The sequence below is a fragment of the Streptomyces sp. N35 genome, assembly GCF_016464295.1.
Classification (GTDB): Bacteria; Actinomycetota; Actinomycetes; order Streptomycetales; family Streptomycetaceae; genus Streptomyces.
In genome coordinates this window covers 37,545-54,166 of the sequence record NZ_JAEIMH010000054.1, presented here as the reverse complement: position 1 = coordinate 54,166, position 16,622 = coordinate 37,545, and the positions used below count along the sequence as shown (strand labels likewise).

11 protein-coding genes and 1 pseudogene are annotated in these 16,622 nt (G+C 71.4%); 3 read left to right on the top strand and 9 right to left on the bottom strand.

Going from position 1 to position 16,622, the window contains the following annotated elements; genetic code table 11:
• Window positions 1-86 precede the first annotated feature (86 nt).
• The 9 genes and pseudogenes from JAO81_RS26980 to JAO81_RS26940 form a co-directional block, all read right to left on the bottom strand.
• Window positions 87-707, bottom strand: coding sequence for a DJ-1/PfpI family protein (locus tag JAO81_RS26980; protein ID WP_199550535.1), 621 nt, complete (start codon window positions 705-707; stop codon window positions 87-89).
• Between the two features lie 21 nt (window positions 708-728).
• Entirely contained in the window at window positions 729-1,226 is a 498-nt protein-coding gene (locus tag JAO81_RS26975; protein WP_199550534.1) for a GNAT family N-acetyltransferase, read from the bottom strand.
• A gap of 40 nt (window positions 1,227-1,266) precedes the next feature.
• Window positions 1,267-2,094: a CoA ester lyase gene (locus tag JAO81_RS26970; protein ID WP_199550533.1), complete on the bottom strand. Its 828-nt coding sequence runs from the start codon at window positions 2,092-2,094 to the stop codon at window positions 1,267-1,269.
• Window positions 2,091-3,284, bottom strand: coding sequence for a CaiB/BaiF CoA-transferase family protein (locus tag JAO81_RS26965; protein WP_199550532.1), 1,194 nt, complete (start codon window positions 3,282-3,284; stop codon window positions 2,091-2,093). Before JAO81_RS26965 ends, JAO81_RS26970 begins: the two co-directional genes overlap by 4 nt.
• 33 nt (window positions 3,285-3,317) lie before the next feature.
• Window positions 3,318-4,255 (bottom strand): annotated as a pseudogene (locus JAO81_RS26960) (ribokinase).
• Complete coding sequence (locus tag JAO81_RS26955) at window positions 4,252-5,646, bottom strand: ADP-ribosylglycohydrolase family protein (RefSeq protein ID WP_199550531.1); 1,395 nt, start codon at window positions 5,644-5,646, stop codon at window positions 4,252-4,254. The pseudogene JAO81_RS26960 and the gene JAO81_RS26955 overlap by 4 nt, the downstream one beginning before the upstream one ends.
• Window positions 5,643-6,812: an ADP-ribosylglycohydrolase family protein gene (locus tag JAO81_RS26950; protein WP_199550530.1), complete on the bottom strand. Its 1,170-nt coding sequence runs from the start codon at window positions 6,810-6,812 to the stop codon at window positions 5,643-5,645. The genes JAO81_RS26955 and JAO81_RS26950 overlap by 4 nt, the downstream gene beginning before the upstream one ends.
• Window positions 6,787-7,986 carry an ADP-ribosylglycohydrolase family protein gene (locus tag JAO81_RS26945; protein WP_199550529.1) on the bottom strand — a complete coding sequence of 400 codons (1,200 nt, stop codon included), beginning with the start codon at window positions 7,984-7,986 and terminating at the stop codon, window positions 6,787-6,789. The genes JAO81_RS26950 and JAO81_RS26945 overlap by 26 nt, the downstream gene beginning before the upstream one ends.
• Window positions 7,983-9,002 (bottom strand): ADP-ribosylglycohydrolase family protein, encoded by a 1,020-nt coding sequence (locus JAO81_RS26940; RefSeq protein ID WP_199550528.1) that lies wholly within the window; start codon window positions 9,000-9,002, stop codon window positions 7,983-7,985. Before JAO81_RS26940 ends, JAO81_RS26945 begins: the two co-directional genes overlap by 4 nt.
• Window positions 9,003-9,224: 222 nt before the next feature.
• Between JAO81_RS26940 and JAO81_RS26935 the strand changes: the two genes are divergently transcribed.
• From JAO81_RS26935 to JAO81_RS26925, 3 genes are all read left to right on the top strand, one after another.
• Window positions 9,225-9,956 (top strand): VIT1/CCC1 transporter family protein, encoded by a 732-nt coding sequence (locus JAO81_RS26935; protein ID WP_199550527.1) that lies wholly within the window; start codon window positions 9,225-9,227, stop codon window positions 9,954-9,956.
• A gap of 354 nt (window positions 9,957-10,310) precedes the next feature.
• Window positions 10,311-14,870, top strand: coding sequence for a glutamate synthase large subunit (gene gltB / locus JAO81_RS26930; RefSeq protein ID WP_199550526.1), 4,560 nt, complete (start codon window positions 10,311-10,313; stop codon window positions 14,868-14,870).
• The gene (locus JAO81_RS26925; RefSeq protein ID WP_199550525.1) at window positions 14,863-16,323 is read left to right on the top strand and encodes a glutamate synthase subunit beta; all 1,461 of its coding nucleotides are present in this window, start codon (window positions 14,863-14,865) and stop codon (window positions 16,321-16,323) included. Before gltB ends, JAO81_RS26925 begins: the two co-directional genes overlap by 8 nt.
• The last annotated feature ends 299 nt before the right edge of the window (window positions 16,324-16,622 follow it).

Genomic DNA, 16,622 nt, shown 5'->3' with positions numbered 1-16,622 from the left:
ACGGGGGGGGCCCCCCCGCACCACTCGGCTCGAGGGGACCCTTGTGCGTGCTACCACCGCGTCGCCTGCAGACGTCGACCGCATGCTCAGCCCAGCGTGCGCGCCCGGGCGATGATCTCCGCCGACGCCTTGGCCACCGAGCCCGAGGCGAACGGGGGCTCGGGGTCGTACTCCGTGTAGAGCTGGATGGCCTGGGCCGTCAGGTCGTCCGTGAGCAGCGCGGAGAGCTGGAGCGCCATGTCGATCCCCGAGGAGACGCCGGCCGAGGTGATCACGCGGCCTTGGCGGACCACGCGGTCGGCGGTGTACACGGCTCCGTACGCTTCCAGGTCCGCCGCCGCGTCCCAGTGGGTGGTCGCCGGCAGGCCGTCGAGCAGGCCCGCGGCGCCGAGCACCAGGGAACCGGTGCAGACCGAGGTGGTGAAGCGGGTCGCGCCGTGGATCCGGCGGACCCAGTCGAGGAACTCCGGGTCGTCGACCATCGCCAGGAAGCTGCCCCCGCCCGGGATCAGCAGCACATCGCACCGCTCCACCTCGGAGTACCGCGTCGTGACCTGGACCGGCAGGGAGCCCAACACGTCCTGTACGAGGCCGGGTTCGGCGGTGACGAAGCGCACGGTGGCACCGGGCAGGTAGCCGAGCATCTCGTACGGCCCGATCGCATCGAGCGGCTCGAAGCGGTCGAAGAGCGGGATCACTATGTTCATGCGGCGCAGCGTAGCGAGGGGCTAGCCGGCGTCCGGCCCCTTCTCGCCCGTCAGTTCGACCACGACCTCACCGTCTTCCTCCGCCCCCGTGGGCGTGAATCCGAGCGAGGTGTACAGACGTGCCGCGGCGATATTCGCCGGGTCGTACGAGAGGCGGGTCGTGAAGTGGCCCGGGTGGGCGGCGAGCCAGGGAAGCAGGGTCCGCATCGTCGTGCGGGCCAGGCCCTTGCCCTGTTCGGTGGCGTCGATGAGGAGGCCGCCGATCCAGTGCGAACCGTCCTCGTCGCGGGCCCACATGACGTGGCCGACCACCGTGTCGTCGGCGTGGATCGCCAGGGAGTGCCACACGTCCTCAAGGAGCGAGAGCAGAAGGTAGCGGGCCGCGAGCGCCGGCGCGAAGGCGTGCTGGGAGTCCAGCGGGGCGATGTCGGCGACGGTCCGCCAGTTGGCCGCCGTGACCTCGTGCAGGGTCACCGTGCGGCCGGTGGCGTCGTGGAGATGTTCTGAGACGGGTATCACCGCGGCAGCGTATGCGCGGTCGTGGCCGGGACCAACCGGATTACGGGGGCGGTCGGTGCTCGGCCAGGGACAGGGTGCGGCGGGCGCCCGCCACCACGGCCGCGTCCACGAAGCGGCCGTCCGGCAGAGCCAGCGCGCCCGCGTCGGTGGCCGCCGCCTTGGTGATGTCCCGCGCGGCCGCGATCTCCTCCGCGGTGGGCAGATACGCCCGCTCGATCACCGGGAGCTGGCTGGGATGGATGGCCGCGCGGCCGAGGAAACCCAGGGCGCGGCCGCGCGCGCAGGACGCCGCGAGTCCGTCTCTGTCGTAGAGGTCGGTGTGCACGGACTGGGGCGGGGGCGCCAGGCCCGCCGCACGGGCCGCGCACACCACACGCGAGCGGGCCCAGTCCAGGCCCGTGTCCGCGGCGGTCCCCAGATCCGCCCGCAGGTCGCTCTCGCCGAGGGAGAGACCGGTCAGGGACGGGTGGGCCGTCGCGATCGCGTACGCCGACTCGATGCCCAGGGCCGATTCGAGGAGCGCGAACAGCGGGGGAGAGCCGGCCAGTTCGGCGACCCGGGTGATCTGGGACGGGGCGGTCACCTTCGGCAGACGCAGGCACGCCAGGCCCGGGCGGTCCGCGAGCGCCTCGATGTCGAGCCGCGCCAGCGGGCCGTCGAGGGCGTTGACCCGCACATGGACCGGGACGTGGTGGCGGTCCGAGAGCAGCTCCGAGGTCGCCGCCCGCGCATAGCTCTTGCGGTCCGCCGCGACCGCGTCCTCCAGGTCCACGATCACCACGTCCGCTCCGGCCACGAGGGCCTTCGCGACGCGTTCGGGTCGGTCCCCGGGCACGTACAGCCACGTCAGCGGGATCTTCGCGGTCATACGGCGCCCTCCGTGCGCAGCTCGTCGATCTCGCCCGCGGACAGGCCGAGTTCACCGAGCACCTCGTCGGTGTCCGCGCCGTGCGGGCGGCCCGCCCAGTGGATGCCGCCCGGTGTCTCCGAGAGGCGGAACAGGACGTTCTGCATGCGCAGCGGACCGAGTTCGGGGTCGTCGACGGTGGTGACGGTGTCGAGGGCCGCGTACTGCGGGTCCGCCATCACATCCCGTACGTCCTGGATCGGCGCCACCGCGGCCTGCGCCTGCTCGAAGGCGGCGATCACCTCGGAGCGGGTGCGGGTGGCGATCCACGAGCCGACCGCCTCGTCGAGCACGTCGGCGTGGGCGGCGCGGTCCGCGCCCGACGCGAACCACGGTTCGGCGATCAGCTCCGGGCGTCCGACCAGGTGCATCACGCGTTCCGCGATGGACTGCGCGGAGGTCGACACCGCGACCCATCTGCCGTCCGCCGTGCGGTAGGTGTTGCGCGGGGCGTTGTTCGTGGAGCGGTTGCCGGTACGCGGCTGGACGAAGCCCAACTGGTCGTACCAGAGGGGCTGCGGGCCCAGGACCGTCAGGATCGGCTCGATGATCGCCATGTCCACCACCTGGCCGCGGCCCGTGCGCTGCCGCCCGGCCAGCGCCGTCATCACCGCGTACGCCGTGGCGAGGCCCGCGATGGAGTCCGCGAGGCCGAACGGCGGCAGCGTGGGCGGCCCTTCGGGCTCCCCGGTGATCGCCGCGAAACCGCTCATCGCCTCGGCGAGCGTCCCGAAGCCGGGGCGGTGCGCATACGGTCCGAACTGGCCGAAGCCCGTGACCCGGGCCAGCACGAGCCGCGGATTCGCGCCGCTCAACTCCTCGTAACCGAGGCCCCACTTCTCCAGCGTGCCCGGGCGGAAGTTCTCGACGATCACGTCGGCGGTCGCGGCGAGCCTGAGCAGGGTCTCGCGGCCGCCCTTCGTCGAGAGGTCGAGGGTGATCGTCCGCTTGTTGCGGCCGAGCAGCTTCCACCACAGGCCGACCCCCTCCTTCGCGGGCCCGTGACCGCGCGACGGGTCGGGCTTGCGGGGGTGCTCCACCTTGATCACTTCGGCGCCGAAGTCGCCGAGCATCGTGGCGGCGAGCGGTCCTGCGAACAGGGTGGCCAGGTCCAGGACGCGCAGACCGGCGAGCGGGGGAGGGGGTGCCATGGGGTCCTTGGGGTTCTCTTGCACGGGTTGCTCTTACGGTCGTACGGCGGCGTCGATGTCCGCGCGGGCCGGCATCGAGGCCGAGGCGCCCGGGCGCTGGACCGACAGCGCGGCCGCCGCCGAGGCCCAGGCCAGCGCGGCCGGCATCGCGCCGCCGGGGCCCAGGCCAGCCCGCCCGGCATCGCGCCCCCCCCGCCCAGCCCCACCGCCAGCGCACCCACGAAGGTGTCGCCGGCGCCCGTCGTGTCCACGGCCCTGACCCGCGGCGCGGGCACGGTGAGCCGGGTGCCGGAGCGGTCCGCGTACAGGCTGCCCGCCGAGCCGAGCGTGATGATCAGCTCCGGGACCCGCTCGAGGAGGGCCTCGGCTGCCTCGTACGGGTCGGTGCGGCCGGTCAGCGTCGCGGCCTCGTGCTCGTTGGGCACCAACAGGTCGGTGGCGGCGAGCAGTTCCGGCGGCAGCGGCTGGGCGGGCGCCGGGGTCAGGATCGTGCGTACGCCCCGGGCGCGGGCGGTCTTCGCGCCGGTGAGCACGCCGTCGAGGGGGATCTCCAGCTGGAGCAGGAGCGTGCCCGTGGCCTCGATGGCCTCCGCGTCGCCGGGGGCGAGGCCGGTGACGGTGGCGTTGGCGCCGGGGACGACCACGATCGCGTTGCCGCCCTCGTCGTCGACCACGATGTGCGCGGTGCCGCTCGCGCCCTCCACCGTACGCAGCCGGCCGGTGTCCACGCCGGACTCGCCGAGCGCACCGCGCAGCCGCACCCCGAAGTCATCGGCGCCGACCGCCCCGATCATCGTGACGTCGCCGCCCGCGCGGGCCGCGGCGATCGCCTGGTTGGCGCCCTTGCCGCCGGGGACCGTGCGGAACTCCCGTCCGGTGACGGTCTCTCCGCGGTCCGGTGCCTTCGCCACGTAGGCGACGAGGTCCATGTTCGTGGAGCCGAGTACGGAGATACGGGGGGTGGGTCTCATGATCGGGTCGCCTCCCGGAAGGTGAGCTGGGCGAGGGTGTCGAAGCCGATGCCGTCGAAGTCGGCGACGGTGGTGGAGAGATGGTTGCGCAACGGGTCGGTCCACCGCGCGGGCAGCCGGTCGGGATGCCCGGCGACGAGTCCCGCGATCGAGCCGGCCGTGGCGCCGTTGGAGTCGGTGTCCCAGCCGGCCGATACGGCGCGGGTGACGGAGTGGGTGAAGTCGCCGTCGGCGTGGGTGAGGGCGGCGGTGATCGCGGCCGCGTTGGGGATGACATGGACCCAGTGGTGGGCCGCGTGGGTGCGGTGGAGTTCGTCGACGACCGCGTCGAAGTCCTTTGTCGTCCGGGCCAGTTGGCGCGCGTGCGTGATCGCCCGGTGCAGCTGCGACTGCGGCGGTACGACGGTGAGCCCGGCCTCGATGGAACGGTGGACGTCGGCGCCGGTGGCGGCTTCGGCGATCACCGCCGCGATGAACTCGGCGCCGTGCACGCCGTTGCCGGTATGCGTGAGCTCGGCGTCGCGGCGGGCCTGTTCGGCGGCCGCTTCGGGGTTGCCCGGGTTGGTCCAGCCATGGACGTCGGCGCGGATCAGCGCGCCGATCCACTCGCGGAACGGGTTGCGGTGCCGGGCGGTGCCCGGGGGTTCGATGCCGTCGAGCAGGTTGCGGTAGGCGACGCGTTCGGCGGTGAAGGTGCGGCCGGCGGGGAGTTCGTCGAGCCATACCTTGGCCACGTCGATGGTGGTGAAGTGGCGGCCGTGGCGCTGGAGCAGGAGGAGGCCCAGGAGGGGGTAGTTGAGGTCGTCGTCCTCGGGCATGCCGTCGATGTTCTCGGCGAGGCTGGTGCTCGCGCTCCTTCTGTTCCAGGGGAAGGTGTGGAGCAGGTCCTGGGGGACGCCCTTCTCCGTGAACCAGGTCCGCAGCGGCCAGTTGCCGGCGGCTTTCGCGAGCTGTCGGATCCCTTGCAGGGGGAGCTTCTCCACGGGTTTGCCCAGGAGGCAGCCGGCTGCTCTGCCGAGCCAGGCTGCGTGTACGGCGTGCAGGTGGGCGGGTGGGACTTCCCTTCCCCCCACCTCGCCCCTTCCCGAAACCGGGGGCTGCGTCCCCGGGCCCCCGGAGCCGAACTGCGTCCGGATGGCCTCAAACGCCGGCCGGGCTGGAGTTGCCGGCCGGGCCGGGGCGGACAGTTCGTCCAGGAGCTGTTGTGCCAGCGCCCGCAGCGCCGGATTCGGCAACTGCGGGGAAGCACCCGCTCGTTCCGGCGCCAAGTGGCCGCCTGCGGCCAGCCAGCGTGACTGCGCCGACGAGGTGTCGTACCCCTCCAAAGCCAGCTGCCGCAGCTCGTGGCCGATCAGATCCTCCGGCTGGACCCAGGTGAGGCGGAGATTCATCGGGCGTCCAGGAGTGCGGCGAAAGCCGCCTCGTGGGAGCGGCGGCGGGACAGGTCCCGGGCGTGGATCTCGCGGGTCACCTGGGACAGCGCAAAGGCCGGGGACGACAAGTCGATACGGCTGGCCTCCGCGACCCGCTTCGCCCACTCCTCGGGGACCTCCGCACCCAGCGCCCCCGCCATCGCCCCGCTCATCGTGGCGATCGAGTCGCAGTCCCGGCCGTAGTTGACCGCGCCGAGCACCGTACGGCGGTAGTCGCCGCCGCCGACGAGCAGCATGCCGAGGGCGATGGGGAGTTCCTCGATGGAGTGCAGGCGGGACGGGCGGCGGGCGCCGAGGGACGGGGCGCGGTAGTCCGGGCCCACGGTGTCGAAGGGCTCGACGGCCGCCCGCAGTGGGCCGAGTGCCGGTTCGAAGGAGTCGTACGAAGCGGCCGCCGTGCACACCGCCTCGATCGCGGCCCGCGTGCCGTCCTTCGCCAGGGACAGGCAGGTCTCCACGACGGAGGCGGGGGTCGCGCCCGGGGTGCAGGCCGCGGCCACGCCCGCCGCGAAGACGCCCGCCGCCTCACGCCCGTACGAGGACTGATGCGCGCCCGCGATGTCCAGGGCCTCGGCGTAAGCACCGGCCGGATTACCCGCGTTGACCAGGCCGACCGGCGCCATGTACATCGCCGCGCCGCAGTTGACGATGTTGCCCGAGCCTGCCTCGCGCGGGTCCACATGGCCGTAGTGGAGGCGGGCGACCAGCCACTTCTCCGCGAGGAAGACCCGCTGGAGCAGAATCGCCTCCGTCTCCAGCTCCGGGATCCAGCGCGGCTCGCCGGTCAGCTCGGGCACCAGGTGCTCGGCCACGGCGTACGCGTCGAGGTGGTCCCGTACCTTCTCGTACACCCTGATCAGCGCATGGGTCAGCAAGGTGTCGTCCGTGATGTGGCCGTCGCCCTTGTGGTACGGGGCGATCGGGCGGGCGGTGCGCCAGTTCTCGAACCAGGGGCCGACGATGCCGTGCACCCGGCCGCCGTGGCGCTCCAGGATCTGCTCGGGGCTGTAGCCCTCGACCGGACCGCCGAGGGCGTCGCCGACCGCGGCGCCGGTCAGGGCGAGGCTGATGCGGTCGTCCAGGGGAAGACCGCCTGTGTCAGATGCACCTTTCCTGTCTGTCATGCGTGAATTGTCCACCCGTGGCGGCCAGTTCCCGGTCTGGTGCGAGGAGTTCGGCGAGTTCCGCCGCGAGTTCCACCAGATCGGTGCCCGCGAGCCGGGGCAGCGCACAGCCCGACAGGGTGCGGCAGGCCGCGCGCCAGGACTCGGGCACGCCTTGTGCCCCTTCGTACGCGCCCGCGAGCGCGCCCGCGAGCGCCGGCGCCGAGTCGGCGACGCGGGAGAGGCAGGCGGCGGCCGGTACCGCGCGTGCGAGGGAGCCGCGGGACGCGGTGGTCAGGGCGAGGGCGACGGGAACGGTCTCGGCGGCCGCGATGCCGTAGCTGTAGACGTGGTCGACGATCTGGTGCTCGAGGACCGGTACGAGGGCGAAGGCGTCGTCGGCGTCGCGGGCGAGCTTCACGGCATGCTGGGCGTTGCGGCCGATCTCCGTCGCGTCCGGCAGCTGGTCGAGCGCCGCGTCCACGGCCGCGTCGATGTCCCAGCCGCCGAGCAGTGCGGCGCTCGCCGCGGCCATGGCGCGTGCGCCGTGCACACCGTCGCCGTCCTGGGTGTAGCGGGCGTCGAACTCGGCCAGGTCCGCGGCCCGTTGGGGGTCGCCCGGGTGCAGCAGGGCGAGCACGCAGCCGCGTACACAGGCCGCGTCGTCGAAGTAGTGCGGATTGTCATGGCCGGTCGCGGGCGGCCGCAGACCGCCGGCGAGATTGCCCAGACCCGCGCGTACGGAGATACGGGCCCTTAGCGGCACGACCGCGGACTCGACCTCGGGGGCGCGCTGTTCGGCCTCGGCGATCTGGGCCGCGAGGGTCTGCCAGGTGTGGTCCACGGCGGCCCGTACGCGCAGTGCGGGCTCACCCGCGGCGGCCGACTTGAGCAGCGAGACGGCCGTGAACGCCGCCCACTCGGCGTCGTCGGACGGTCCGAGTTGCAGGGGCTCGGGCGGCTGGTTGAGGGCGATGGGTACGGGAAGCGTGGTGGTGGCGTTCTGCTCGGCGAAGGTGTCGAGTTCGCGGGTGAGCCGGCGGGTCCACTCGGGCATCCGGGCGGCACGGTGCCGGGCGGCGGGCCAGCCGGCGGCGTCTCCCGCGGCGATGCCGAGGAGGAGTCCTTCGATTCGTGAGCGGCTCGGGGCGGGGGTCGTGTCGTGATGCGGCAGTGCGGCGTCGTCGCGCGTCATGGTGTCGTCTCCTCGTCGTCCGGGGCGAGCAGGTCGGCGACGTCCAGGACGTGATGGCCCGCCATGGAGGGCAGGCAGCTGCCGCGGACCGGGCCGATCGCCCGCGCCCACGGTCCGGGGAGGGCCGCCCCGCCCCGCGGCGCCCCGGCGAGCGCGCCGGCGAGCGCGGCCGTCGTAGCGGCGTCGCGGCCCATGTTGACCGCCATCAGGACCGCCTCGCGGAAGTCGCCCCGGGCCGCGGCGAACGCGCCGAAGGCGAGGCCCACCGCCTCGGGCGCGAGATCGGTCCACGGGTAGCCGCCGATGACGACCGCGCTGCGGACCGCGCGCTCGCCTGCGGGGGCGGCGATGACCGCGCGGCGCAGGGAACGTGCCGTCCACGAGTCCATGGGGATGACGGAGAGCGCGGCGCCGATCACCGCGGCCGCGCCCGCGCCGCCCATCGCGGCGGCGACTCCCGCGGCGACGGCCTGGCCGCCGTAGATGCCCTCGCCGTCGTGGCTCACCGAGCCGTCGATCGCGACGAGGCGCGCGGCCTCGGCGGGGTTGCCCACCGCGTACACCCCGAAGGGCGCGGCCCGCATCGCGAGCCCGTCGCTCCAGGCGTGCCGGTGCTGGGCGGTGACGGGAGCGGCGAGGCCCCGGCGGAGGTTCTCGAGGGTGCCGCGTTCGCTGAACCCGGCCCCCTTGAAGGGGCCCTCGTCGAGGTCGGCGATCCACTGGTGCCAGGCGGTCTCGGCCCGAGCGGTGGTGAGCCCCGAGCCGTAGCGGGCGAGCAGCAGGCCGGAGAAGATCGCGTACTCGGTGTCGTCGGTGCCGGCGGGGTCGTCGACGACGAACCCCTCGATACGGCCCCAGCGGGCGCGGATCTCGGAGGGCTTGAGGTTCTCGGCGGGGGCGCCGAGGGCGTCGCCGACGGCGAGGCCGAGGAGGGCGCCCCTCGCCCGGGCGCGCAGAGTCTGGGCGGCGGTCGGCGCGGCTGGCTCCGCCGGAACGTATGCAATCGGCTGCTGCATGGAGGATGCGTTCCCCGTGGGTCGCCGGTGCTGTGCGGCTGGGGGCTTACGTCACCCCTTCGCCTGCGGCTGTCAGGTGGTCAGGCAGGCCTGCCTAACCGGTCCTTAGGCTAGGTAAGTATGGCCTTCCTTGCTGGCAGGAGCCATTTTTCGCGCGTACTTTCGATGTCGTGCGACGGGAGAACGGCCGTCGTGCGGCAGGCGGAAAAGGGGGCCAGGAACGTGGCGATCATCGAGACCGAAGCGACTCTGCACGAGGCGCACCGCGACAACCACACGCACCGCGATGTGAACGGCGGCTGGCTGCGGCCCGCCGTGTTCGGGGCGATGGACGGACTCGTGTCCAACCTCGCGCTGATGACCGGTGTGGCCGGCGGATCCGTGTCGCAGCAGACCATCGTGATCACCGGGCTCGCGGGCCTCGCGGCCGGCGCGTTCTCCATGGCCGCCGGTGAGTACACCTCCGTCGCCTCCCAGCGCGAGCTCGTCCAGGCCGAACTCGACGTCGAGCGGCGCGAGTTGCGCAAGCACCCGGAGTGCGAGGAACGGGAGCTCGCCGAGCTGTACGTCTCGCGCGGTGTCGAGCCCGGGCTCGCCCGCGAGGTGGCGCGGCAGCTGTCGCGCGACCCCGAGCAGGCCCTCGAGATCCATGCACGCGAGGAGCTGGGCATCGACCCGGACGATCTGCCCTCGCCGACCGTGGCGGCCGTCTCGTCGTTCGGCGCCTTCGCGCTCGGGGCCCTGCTGCCCGTACTGCCTTATCTCCTCGGTGCGACCGTGCTGTGGCCGGCCGTGCTGCTCTCGCTGTTCGGACTGTTCGCCTGCGGCGCCGTGGTGGCCAAGGTGACCGCGCGCAGCTGGTGGTTCAGCGGGCTGCGGCAGCTCGGGCTCGGTGGGGCCGCTGCCGGTGTGACGTACGTCCTCGGCACTCTGTTCGGAACCGCCGTAGGATAAGACCTTGCAGGTCTATGCAGACGCTGGCATAAGTAGTCGTTACCGAGCGGTTTCGATCCCATGACAGCAGGGCATGAGCCGTAAGCGCCGTGGGCAATGAGGCCCCGGCGCACCTCTGGGCAACGAAGCCCACGCGAAACATGGGCCCCCTCGGTCACTGATCTGCCCGCGAAGGTCCCTTCCATGAAGGGACGGCCGCACCCCGCAGTGTCCGCATGATGGAATGCGTTATCCGATTTTCGAGATGCGCCGCATCATGTAACCTGCACGAAATTTCGCGCAGTTCTTGAAGCGTGAGGGCCAACGTCGTCCCTCGGCACCTGCACTTTTGCCTCGACGACGACGGGAGAGCCGATGCGTTCCGACGCCTGGTCGCCCATGGACGGTCGCCCCGCCCAGCAGGGGATGTACGACCCCCGTAACGAGCACGACGCCTGCGGTGTCGGGTTCGTGGCCACCCTGACCGGTGTTGCCAGCCACCAGCTGGTGGAGCAGGCGTTGACCGTACTGCGCAACCTCGAACACCGCGGTGCCACCGGCTCCGAGCCCGACTCGGGTGACGGCGCGGGCATCCTGTGCCAGGTCCCCGACGCCTTCCTGCGCGAGGTCACCGCGTTCGAGCTGCCCGACGCCGGCGCGTACGCCGTGGGTATCGCCTTCCTTCCGGTCGAGGGCGCCGACGAGACCGCCGCGAAGATCGAGGGCATCGCCGCCGAGGAGGGCCTGAACGTCCTCGGCTGGCGTGAGGTGCCGGTCGCGCCCGAGCTGCTCGGCGCTTCCGCCCGCTCGACGATGCCGGTGTTCCGTCAGCTCTTCGTCGCGGACGGTGTCTCGAAGGACATCGACCTCGACCGTAAGGCGTTCGCGCTGCGCAAGCGGTCCGAGCGGGAGGCCGCGACGTACTTCCCGTCGTTCTCCGCGCGCACCATCGTCTACAAGGGCATGCTGACCACCGGCCAGCTCGAGCCCTTCTTCCCGGACCTGTCGGACCGCCGTTTCGCCTCGGCGCTCGCGCTCGTCCACTCGCGCTTCTCGACGAACACCTTCCCGAGCTGGCCGCTCGCCCACCCGTACCGCTTCGTCGCGCACAACGGTGAGATCAACACCGTCAAGGGCAACCGGAACTGGATGACGGCGCGTGAGTCGCAGCTGGCTTCCGACCTCTTCGGCAGCGAGCAGCTGGAGCGGATCTTCCCGATCTGTACGCCGGACGCCTCGGACTCCGCGTCCTTCGACGAGGTGCTCGAACTCCTGCACCTGGGCGGCCGTTCGCTGCCCCACTCGGTCCTGATGATGATCCCGGAGGCCTGGGAGAACCACGCCTCCATGGACCCGGCCCGGCGCGCGTTCTACCAGTACCACTCCACGCTGATGGAGCCCTGGGACGGCCCGGCCTGTGTCACCTTCACCGACGGCACCCAGGTCGGCGCGGTCCTCGACCGCAACGGTCTGCGCCCCGGCCGCTACTGGGTCACCGACGAGGGTCTCGTCGTGCTCGGCTCCGAGGTCGGCGTACTCGACATCGACCCCGCGAAGGTGGTCCGCAAGGGCCGGCTGCAGCCCGGCCGGATGTTCCTCGTCGACACCGCCGAGCACCGCATCATCGAGGACGACGAGATCAAGTCGGCGCTCGCCGCCGAGCACCCGTACGCGGAGTGGCTCGAGGCCGGCGAGATCGAGCTCTCGGACCTGCCCGAGCGTGAGCACATCGTGCACACCCACGCCTCGGTCACCCGCCGCCAGCAGACCTTCGGTTACACCGAGGAAGAGCTGCGCATCCTGCTCACGCCGATGGCCAAGTCCGGTGCCGAGCCGATCGGTTCGATGGGCACCGACTCGCCGATCGCCGCGCTGTCCGAGCGTCCGCGGCTGATCTTCGACTACTTCACCCAGCTGTTCGCGCAGGTCACCAACCCGCCGCTGGACGCGATCCGCGAGGAGCTCGTCACCTCGCTGCTTTCGTCGCTCGGCCCGGGCTCCAACCTGCTCGACCCGCAGGCCGCGTCCTGCCGTTCGGTCACGCTGCCCTTCCCGGTGATCGACAACGACGAGCTGGCCAAGCTCATCCACATCAACGCCGACGGCGACATGCCCGGTATGAAGGCCGTGACGCTGTCCGGTCTCTACCGGGTCTCCGGTGGCGGCGAGACCCTCGCCGCGCGGATCGAGGAGATCTGCGCCGAGGCCGACGCCGCGATCGAGGGCGGCGCCCGCCTGATCGTGCTCTCGGACCGGCACTCGGACGCCGAGCACGCGCCGATCCCGTCGCTGCTGCTCACCGCGGCCGTGCACCACCACCTCATCCGTACGAAGCAGCGCACCCAGGTGGGTCTGCTCGTCGAGGCCGGCGATGTCCGCGAGGTGCACCACGTCGCGCTGCTCATCGGGTTCGGCGCCGCCGCGGTCAACCCGTACCTGGCGATGGAGTCCGTCGAGGACCTCGTCCGGGCCGGAACGTTCCTGCCCGGCATCGAGGCCGAGCAGGCCATCCGCAACCTGATCTACGCGCTCGGCAAGGGCGTCCTCAAGGTCATGTCCAAGATGGGCATCTCCACCGTCGCCTCCTACCGCGGCGCGCAGGTCTTCGAGGCCGTCGGTCTCGAACAGGCCTTTGTCGACAAGTACTTCAACGGCACCACCTCCAAGATCGGCGGCGTCGGCATCGACGTCATCGCCAAGGAAGTGGCCGCACGCCACGCCAAGGCCTACCCGGCCTCCGGCGTGCCCTCGGCGCACCGCGCCCTGGACATCGGCGGCGAGTACCAGTGGCGCCGTGAGGGCGAGCCGCACCTGTTCGACCCGGACACGGTCTTCCGTCTGCAGCACGCCTCGCGCAACCGCCGCTACGACATCTTCAAGCAGTACACCTCGCGCGTGGACGAGCAGTCCCAGCGCCTGATGACGCTGCGCGGTCTGTTCGGCTTCAACTCGGACCGCCCCTCGATCTCCATCGACGAGGTCGAGCCCGTCTCCGAGATCGTCAAGCGGTTCTCGACCGGCGCCATGTCGTACGGCTCCATCTCCAAGGAGGCGCACGAGACCCTCGCCATCGCCATGAACCAGTTGGGCGGCAAGTCCAACACCGGTGAGGGCGGCGAGGACCCGGAGCGTCTGTACGACCCGGCGCGACGGTCCAGCATCAAGCAGGTCGCCTCCGGCCGCTTCGGTGTGACCTCGGAGTACCTGGTCAACGCCGACGACATCCAGATCAAGATGGCCCAGGGCGCCAAGCCCGGTGAGGGCGGTCAGCTGCCCGGCCCGAAGGTCTACCCGTGGGTCGCCAAGACCCGTCACTCGACGCCGGGCGTGGGGCTCATCTCGCCGCCGCCGCACCACGACATCTACTCCATCGAGGACCTGGCTCAGCTGATCCACGACCTCAAGAACGCCAACCCGTCGGCCCGCATCCACGTGAAGCTGGTCTCCGAGGTCGGCGTCGGCACGGTCGCCGCGGGTGTCTCCAAGGCACACGCGGACGTGGTCCTCATCTCCGGCCACGACGGCGGTACGGGTGCTTCGCCGCTGACCTCGCTCAAGCACGCGGGCGGTCCCTGGGAGCTCGGCCTCGCCGAGACCCAGCAGACGCTGCTCCTGAACGGTCTGCGTGACCGCATCGTCGTGCAGACCGACGGTCAGCTGAAGACCGGCCGTGACGTGGTCATCGCCGCGCTGCTCGGCGCCGAGGAGTTCGGTTTCGCGACCGCGCCGCTCGTCGTCTCCGGCTGCGTCATGATGCGCGTCTGCCACCTGGACACCTGCCCGGTCGGCATCGCCACGCAGAACCCGGTCCTGCGGGAGCGCTTCACCGGCAAGGCCGAGTACATCGTCAACTTCTTCGAGTTCATCGCCGAAGAGGTCCGCGAGATCCTCGCCGAGCTCGGCTTCCGTACCGTCGAGGAGGCCGTCGGCCACGCCGAACTCCTCGACACCGAGCGGGCCGTGCAGCACTGGAAGGCGCAGGGCCTGGACCTGGAGCCGCTGTTCCACGTGCCGGACCTGCCCGAGGGCGCCGTCCGTCACCAGCTGATCTCCCAGGACCACGGTCTGGAGAAGGCGCTCGACAACGAGCTGATCAAGCTCGCCGCCGACGCCCTCGCCGTGGACTCCGCCGAGGCCGCCCAGCCGGTCCGTGCCCAGGTCGCGATCCGCAACATCAACCGGACCGTCGGCACGATGCTCGGCCACGAGGTGACCAAGCGCTTCGGTGGCGCCGGTCTGCCGGACGACACGATCGACATCACCTTCACGGGCTCCGCCGGCCAGTCCTTCGGCGCCTTCGTGCCGCGCGGTGTGACGCTGCGCCTCGAGGGCGACGCCAACGACTATGTGGGCAAGGGCCTTTCGGGCGGCCGTGTCATCGTCCGCCCGGACCGCGCGGCCGACCACCTCGCCGAGTACTCGACGATCGCCGGCAACACCATCGCGTACGGCGCGACGGGCGGTGAGATCTTCCTGCGCGGTCGTACGGGAGAGCGCTTCTGCGTCCGTAACTCCGGTGCGCTGGTCGTCTCCGAGGGTGTCGGTGACCACGGTTGCGAGTACATGACCGGTGGCCAGGCGGTCGTCCTCGGCGAGACGGGACGCAACTTCGCGGCCGGTATGTCCGGCGGCACCGCGTACGTGATCGACCTGGACCGCGACAACGTCAACGCCGGGAACCTGGCGGCGGTCGAGGAGCTCTCCGACGCCGACAAGCAGTGGCTGCACGATGTCGTGCGCCGCCACGCCGAGGAGACCGGCTCCACCGTCGCCGAGAAGCTGCTCGTCGACTGGGACACGTCGGCTCAGCGCTTCACCAAGATCATTCCGCAGACGTACAAGGCAGTGCTCGCCGCCAAGGACGCCGCCGAGCGAGCCGGACTCTCCGAGTCCGAGATCACCGAGAAGATGATGGAGGCGGCGACCAATGGCTGATCCGAAGGGCTTTCTCAAGCACGGCCGCGAGGTCGCCTGTTCCCGTCCGGTCGAGGAGCGCGTTCAGGACTGGAAGGAGGTCTACGTCCCCGGATCCCTGCTTCCGATCATCTCGACGCAGGCCTCGCGCTGCATGGACTGCGGCATCCCGTTCTGCCACAACGGCTGCCCGCTCGGGAACCTGATCCCCGAGTGGAACGACTACGCGTACCGCGAGGACTGGGCGGCCGCTTCCGAGCGGCTGCACGCCACGAACAACTTCCCGGAGTTCACGGGCCGTCTGTGCCCCGCTCCGTGCGAGTCGGCGTGCGTCCTCGGCATCTCGCAGCCGGCCGTGACCATCAAGAACGTCGAGGTCTCGATCATCGACAAGGCCTGGGACGCCAACGACGTCAAGCCGCAGGCGCCCGAGCGCCTGTCCGGCAAGACCGTCGCGGTCGTCGGCTCCGGCCCTGCGGGTCTGGCCGCCGCCCAGCAGCTGACGCGGGCCGGCCACACGGTCGCCGTGTTCGAGCGCGCGGACCGTATCGGTGGTCTGCTCCGGTACGGCATCCCCGAGTTCAAGATGGAGAAGGTGCACATCAACCGGCGCATCGAGCAGATGCGCGCGGAGGGCACCCGCTTCCGTACGGGCGTCGAGATCGGCCGTGACCTCAAGTCGACGGACCTGCGCAAGCGGTACGACGCGGTCGTCATCGCCGCCGGTGCCACCACCGCTCGTGAACTCCCCGTCCCCGGGCGGGAGCTGAAGGGCATCCACCAGGCGATGGAGTACCTGCCGCTCGCCAACAAGGTGGTCGAGGGCGACTTCGTGGCCCCGCCGATCACGGCCGAGGGCAAGCACGTCGTGGTCATCGGCGGCGGCGACACGGGCGCCGACTGCGTGGGCACCGCGCACCGTCAGGGTGCCGCGTCCGTCACCCAGCTGGAGATCATGCCCAAGCCGGGCGATGAGCGTGCTTCCGGTCAGCCGTGGCCGACCTTCCCGATGCTGTACAAGGTGACCTCCGCGCACGAGGAGGGCGGCGAGCGGGTCTACTCCGTGTCGACCACGCACTTCGCGGGCGACGAGGACGGCAATGTGCAGTCGCTGCACCTCATCGAGGTGGAGTTCGTGGACGGCAAGCTGACCCAGAAGCCGGGCACCGAGCGTGTGATCCCCGCCCAGCTGGTGACCCTGGCGATGGGCTTCACCGGTACGGACGTCGAGAACGGTCTGGTCTCCCAGTTCGGCCTGGAGCTCGACGCGCGCGGCAACATCGCCCGCAACGACGACTACGAGACCAACGTCCCCGGTGTGTTCGTCGCCGGTGACGCGGGCCGTGGCCAGTCGCTGATCGTCTGGGCGATCGCCGAGGGCCGCTCGGCGGCGCGCGGCGTGGACCGCTTCCTGACGGGTGCGTCCGAGCTACCGGCCCCGATCCGCCCGACGGACCGGTCGCTGACGGTCTGACCGCCCGGGGCCGACTTGCCGGTCGGCCCCACCGGCTCGCTGATCCGGCGGGCCCCAACTGACGCTCCGTACAACGGCGTACGGACCTGACGCTACGCCCACCTCTGTCCCCGACCGGACTGCGGGGTGGGCGTTGCGGCGTACTGGCGCTGCGGCAGCGAAGGGATCGGATTGAGCCACTTCCTGATGTCCCGTGCCAGCGAGCTGCCGCTTCCGAGGTGATCGGCGACGTCTCGCAGCGGGTGAGCAGATGAAGGTTTCCGACGGCGCCGTCCCGAAGGTACTCCCACGAAGGTGTT

Coding starts and splice junctions, on each gene's coding strand:
- JAO81_RS26925 (WP_199550525.1), top strand. CDS start 14,863: ATGGCTGATCCGAAGGGCTTTCTCAAGCACGGCCGCGAGGTCGCCTGT.
- JAO81_RS26970 (WP_199550533.1), bottom strand. CDS start 2,094: ATGACCGCGAAGATCCCGCTGACGTGGCTGTACGTGCCCGGGGACCGA.
- JAO81_RS26980 (WP_199550535.1), bottom strand. CDS start 707: ATGAACATAGTGATCCCGCTCTTCGACCGCTTCGAGCCGCTCGATGCG.
- JAO81_RS26955 (WP_199550531.1), bottom strand. CDS start 5,646: ATGAATCTCCGCCTCACCTGGGTCCAGCCGGAGGATCTGATCGGCCAC.
- JAO81_RS26945 (WP_199550529.1), bottom strand. CDS start 7,986: ATGACGCGCGACGACGCCGCACTGCCGCATCACGACACGACCCCCGCC.
- gltB (WP_199550526.1), top strand. CDS start 10,311: ATGCGTTCCGACGCCTGGTCGCCCATGGACGGTCGCCCCGCCCAGCAG.
- JAO81_RS26965 (WP_199550532.1), bottom strand. CDS start 3,284: ATGGCACCCCCTCCCCCGCTCGCCGGTCTGCGCGTCCTGGACCTGGCC.
- JAO81_RS26940 (WP_199550528.1), bottom strand. CDS start 9,002: ATGCAGCAGCCGATTGCATACGTTCCGGCGGAGCCAGCCGCGCCGACC.
- JAO81_RS26950 (WP_199550530.1), bottom strand. CDS start 6,812: ATGACAGACAGGAAAGGTGCATCTGACACAGGCGGTCTTCCCCTGGAC.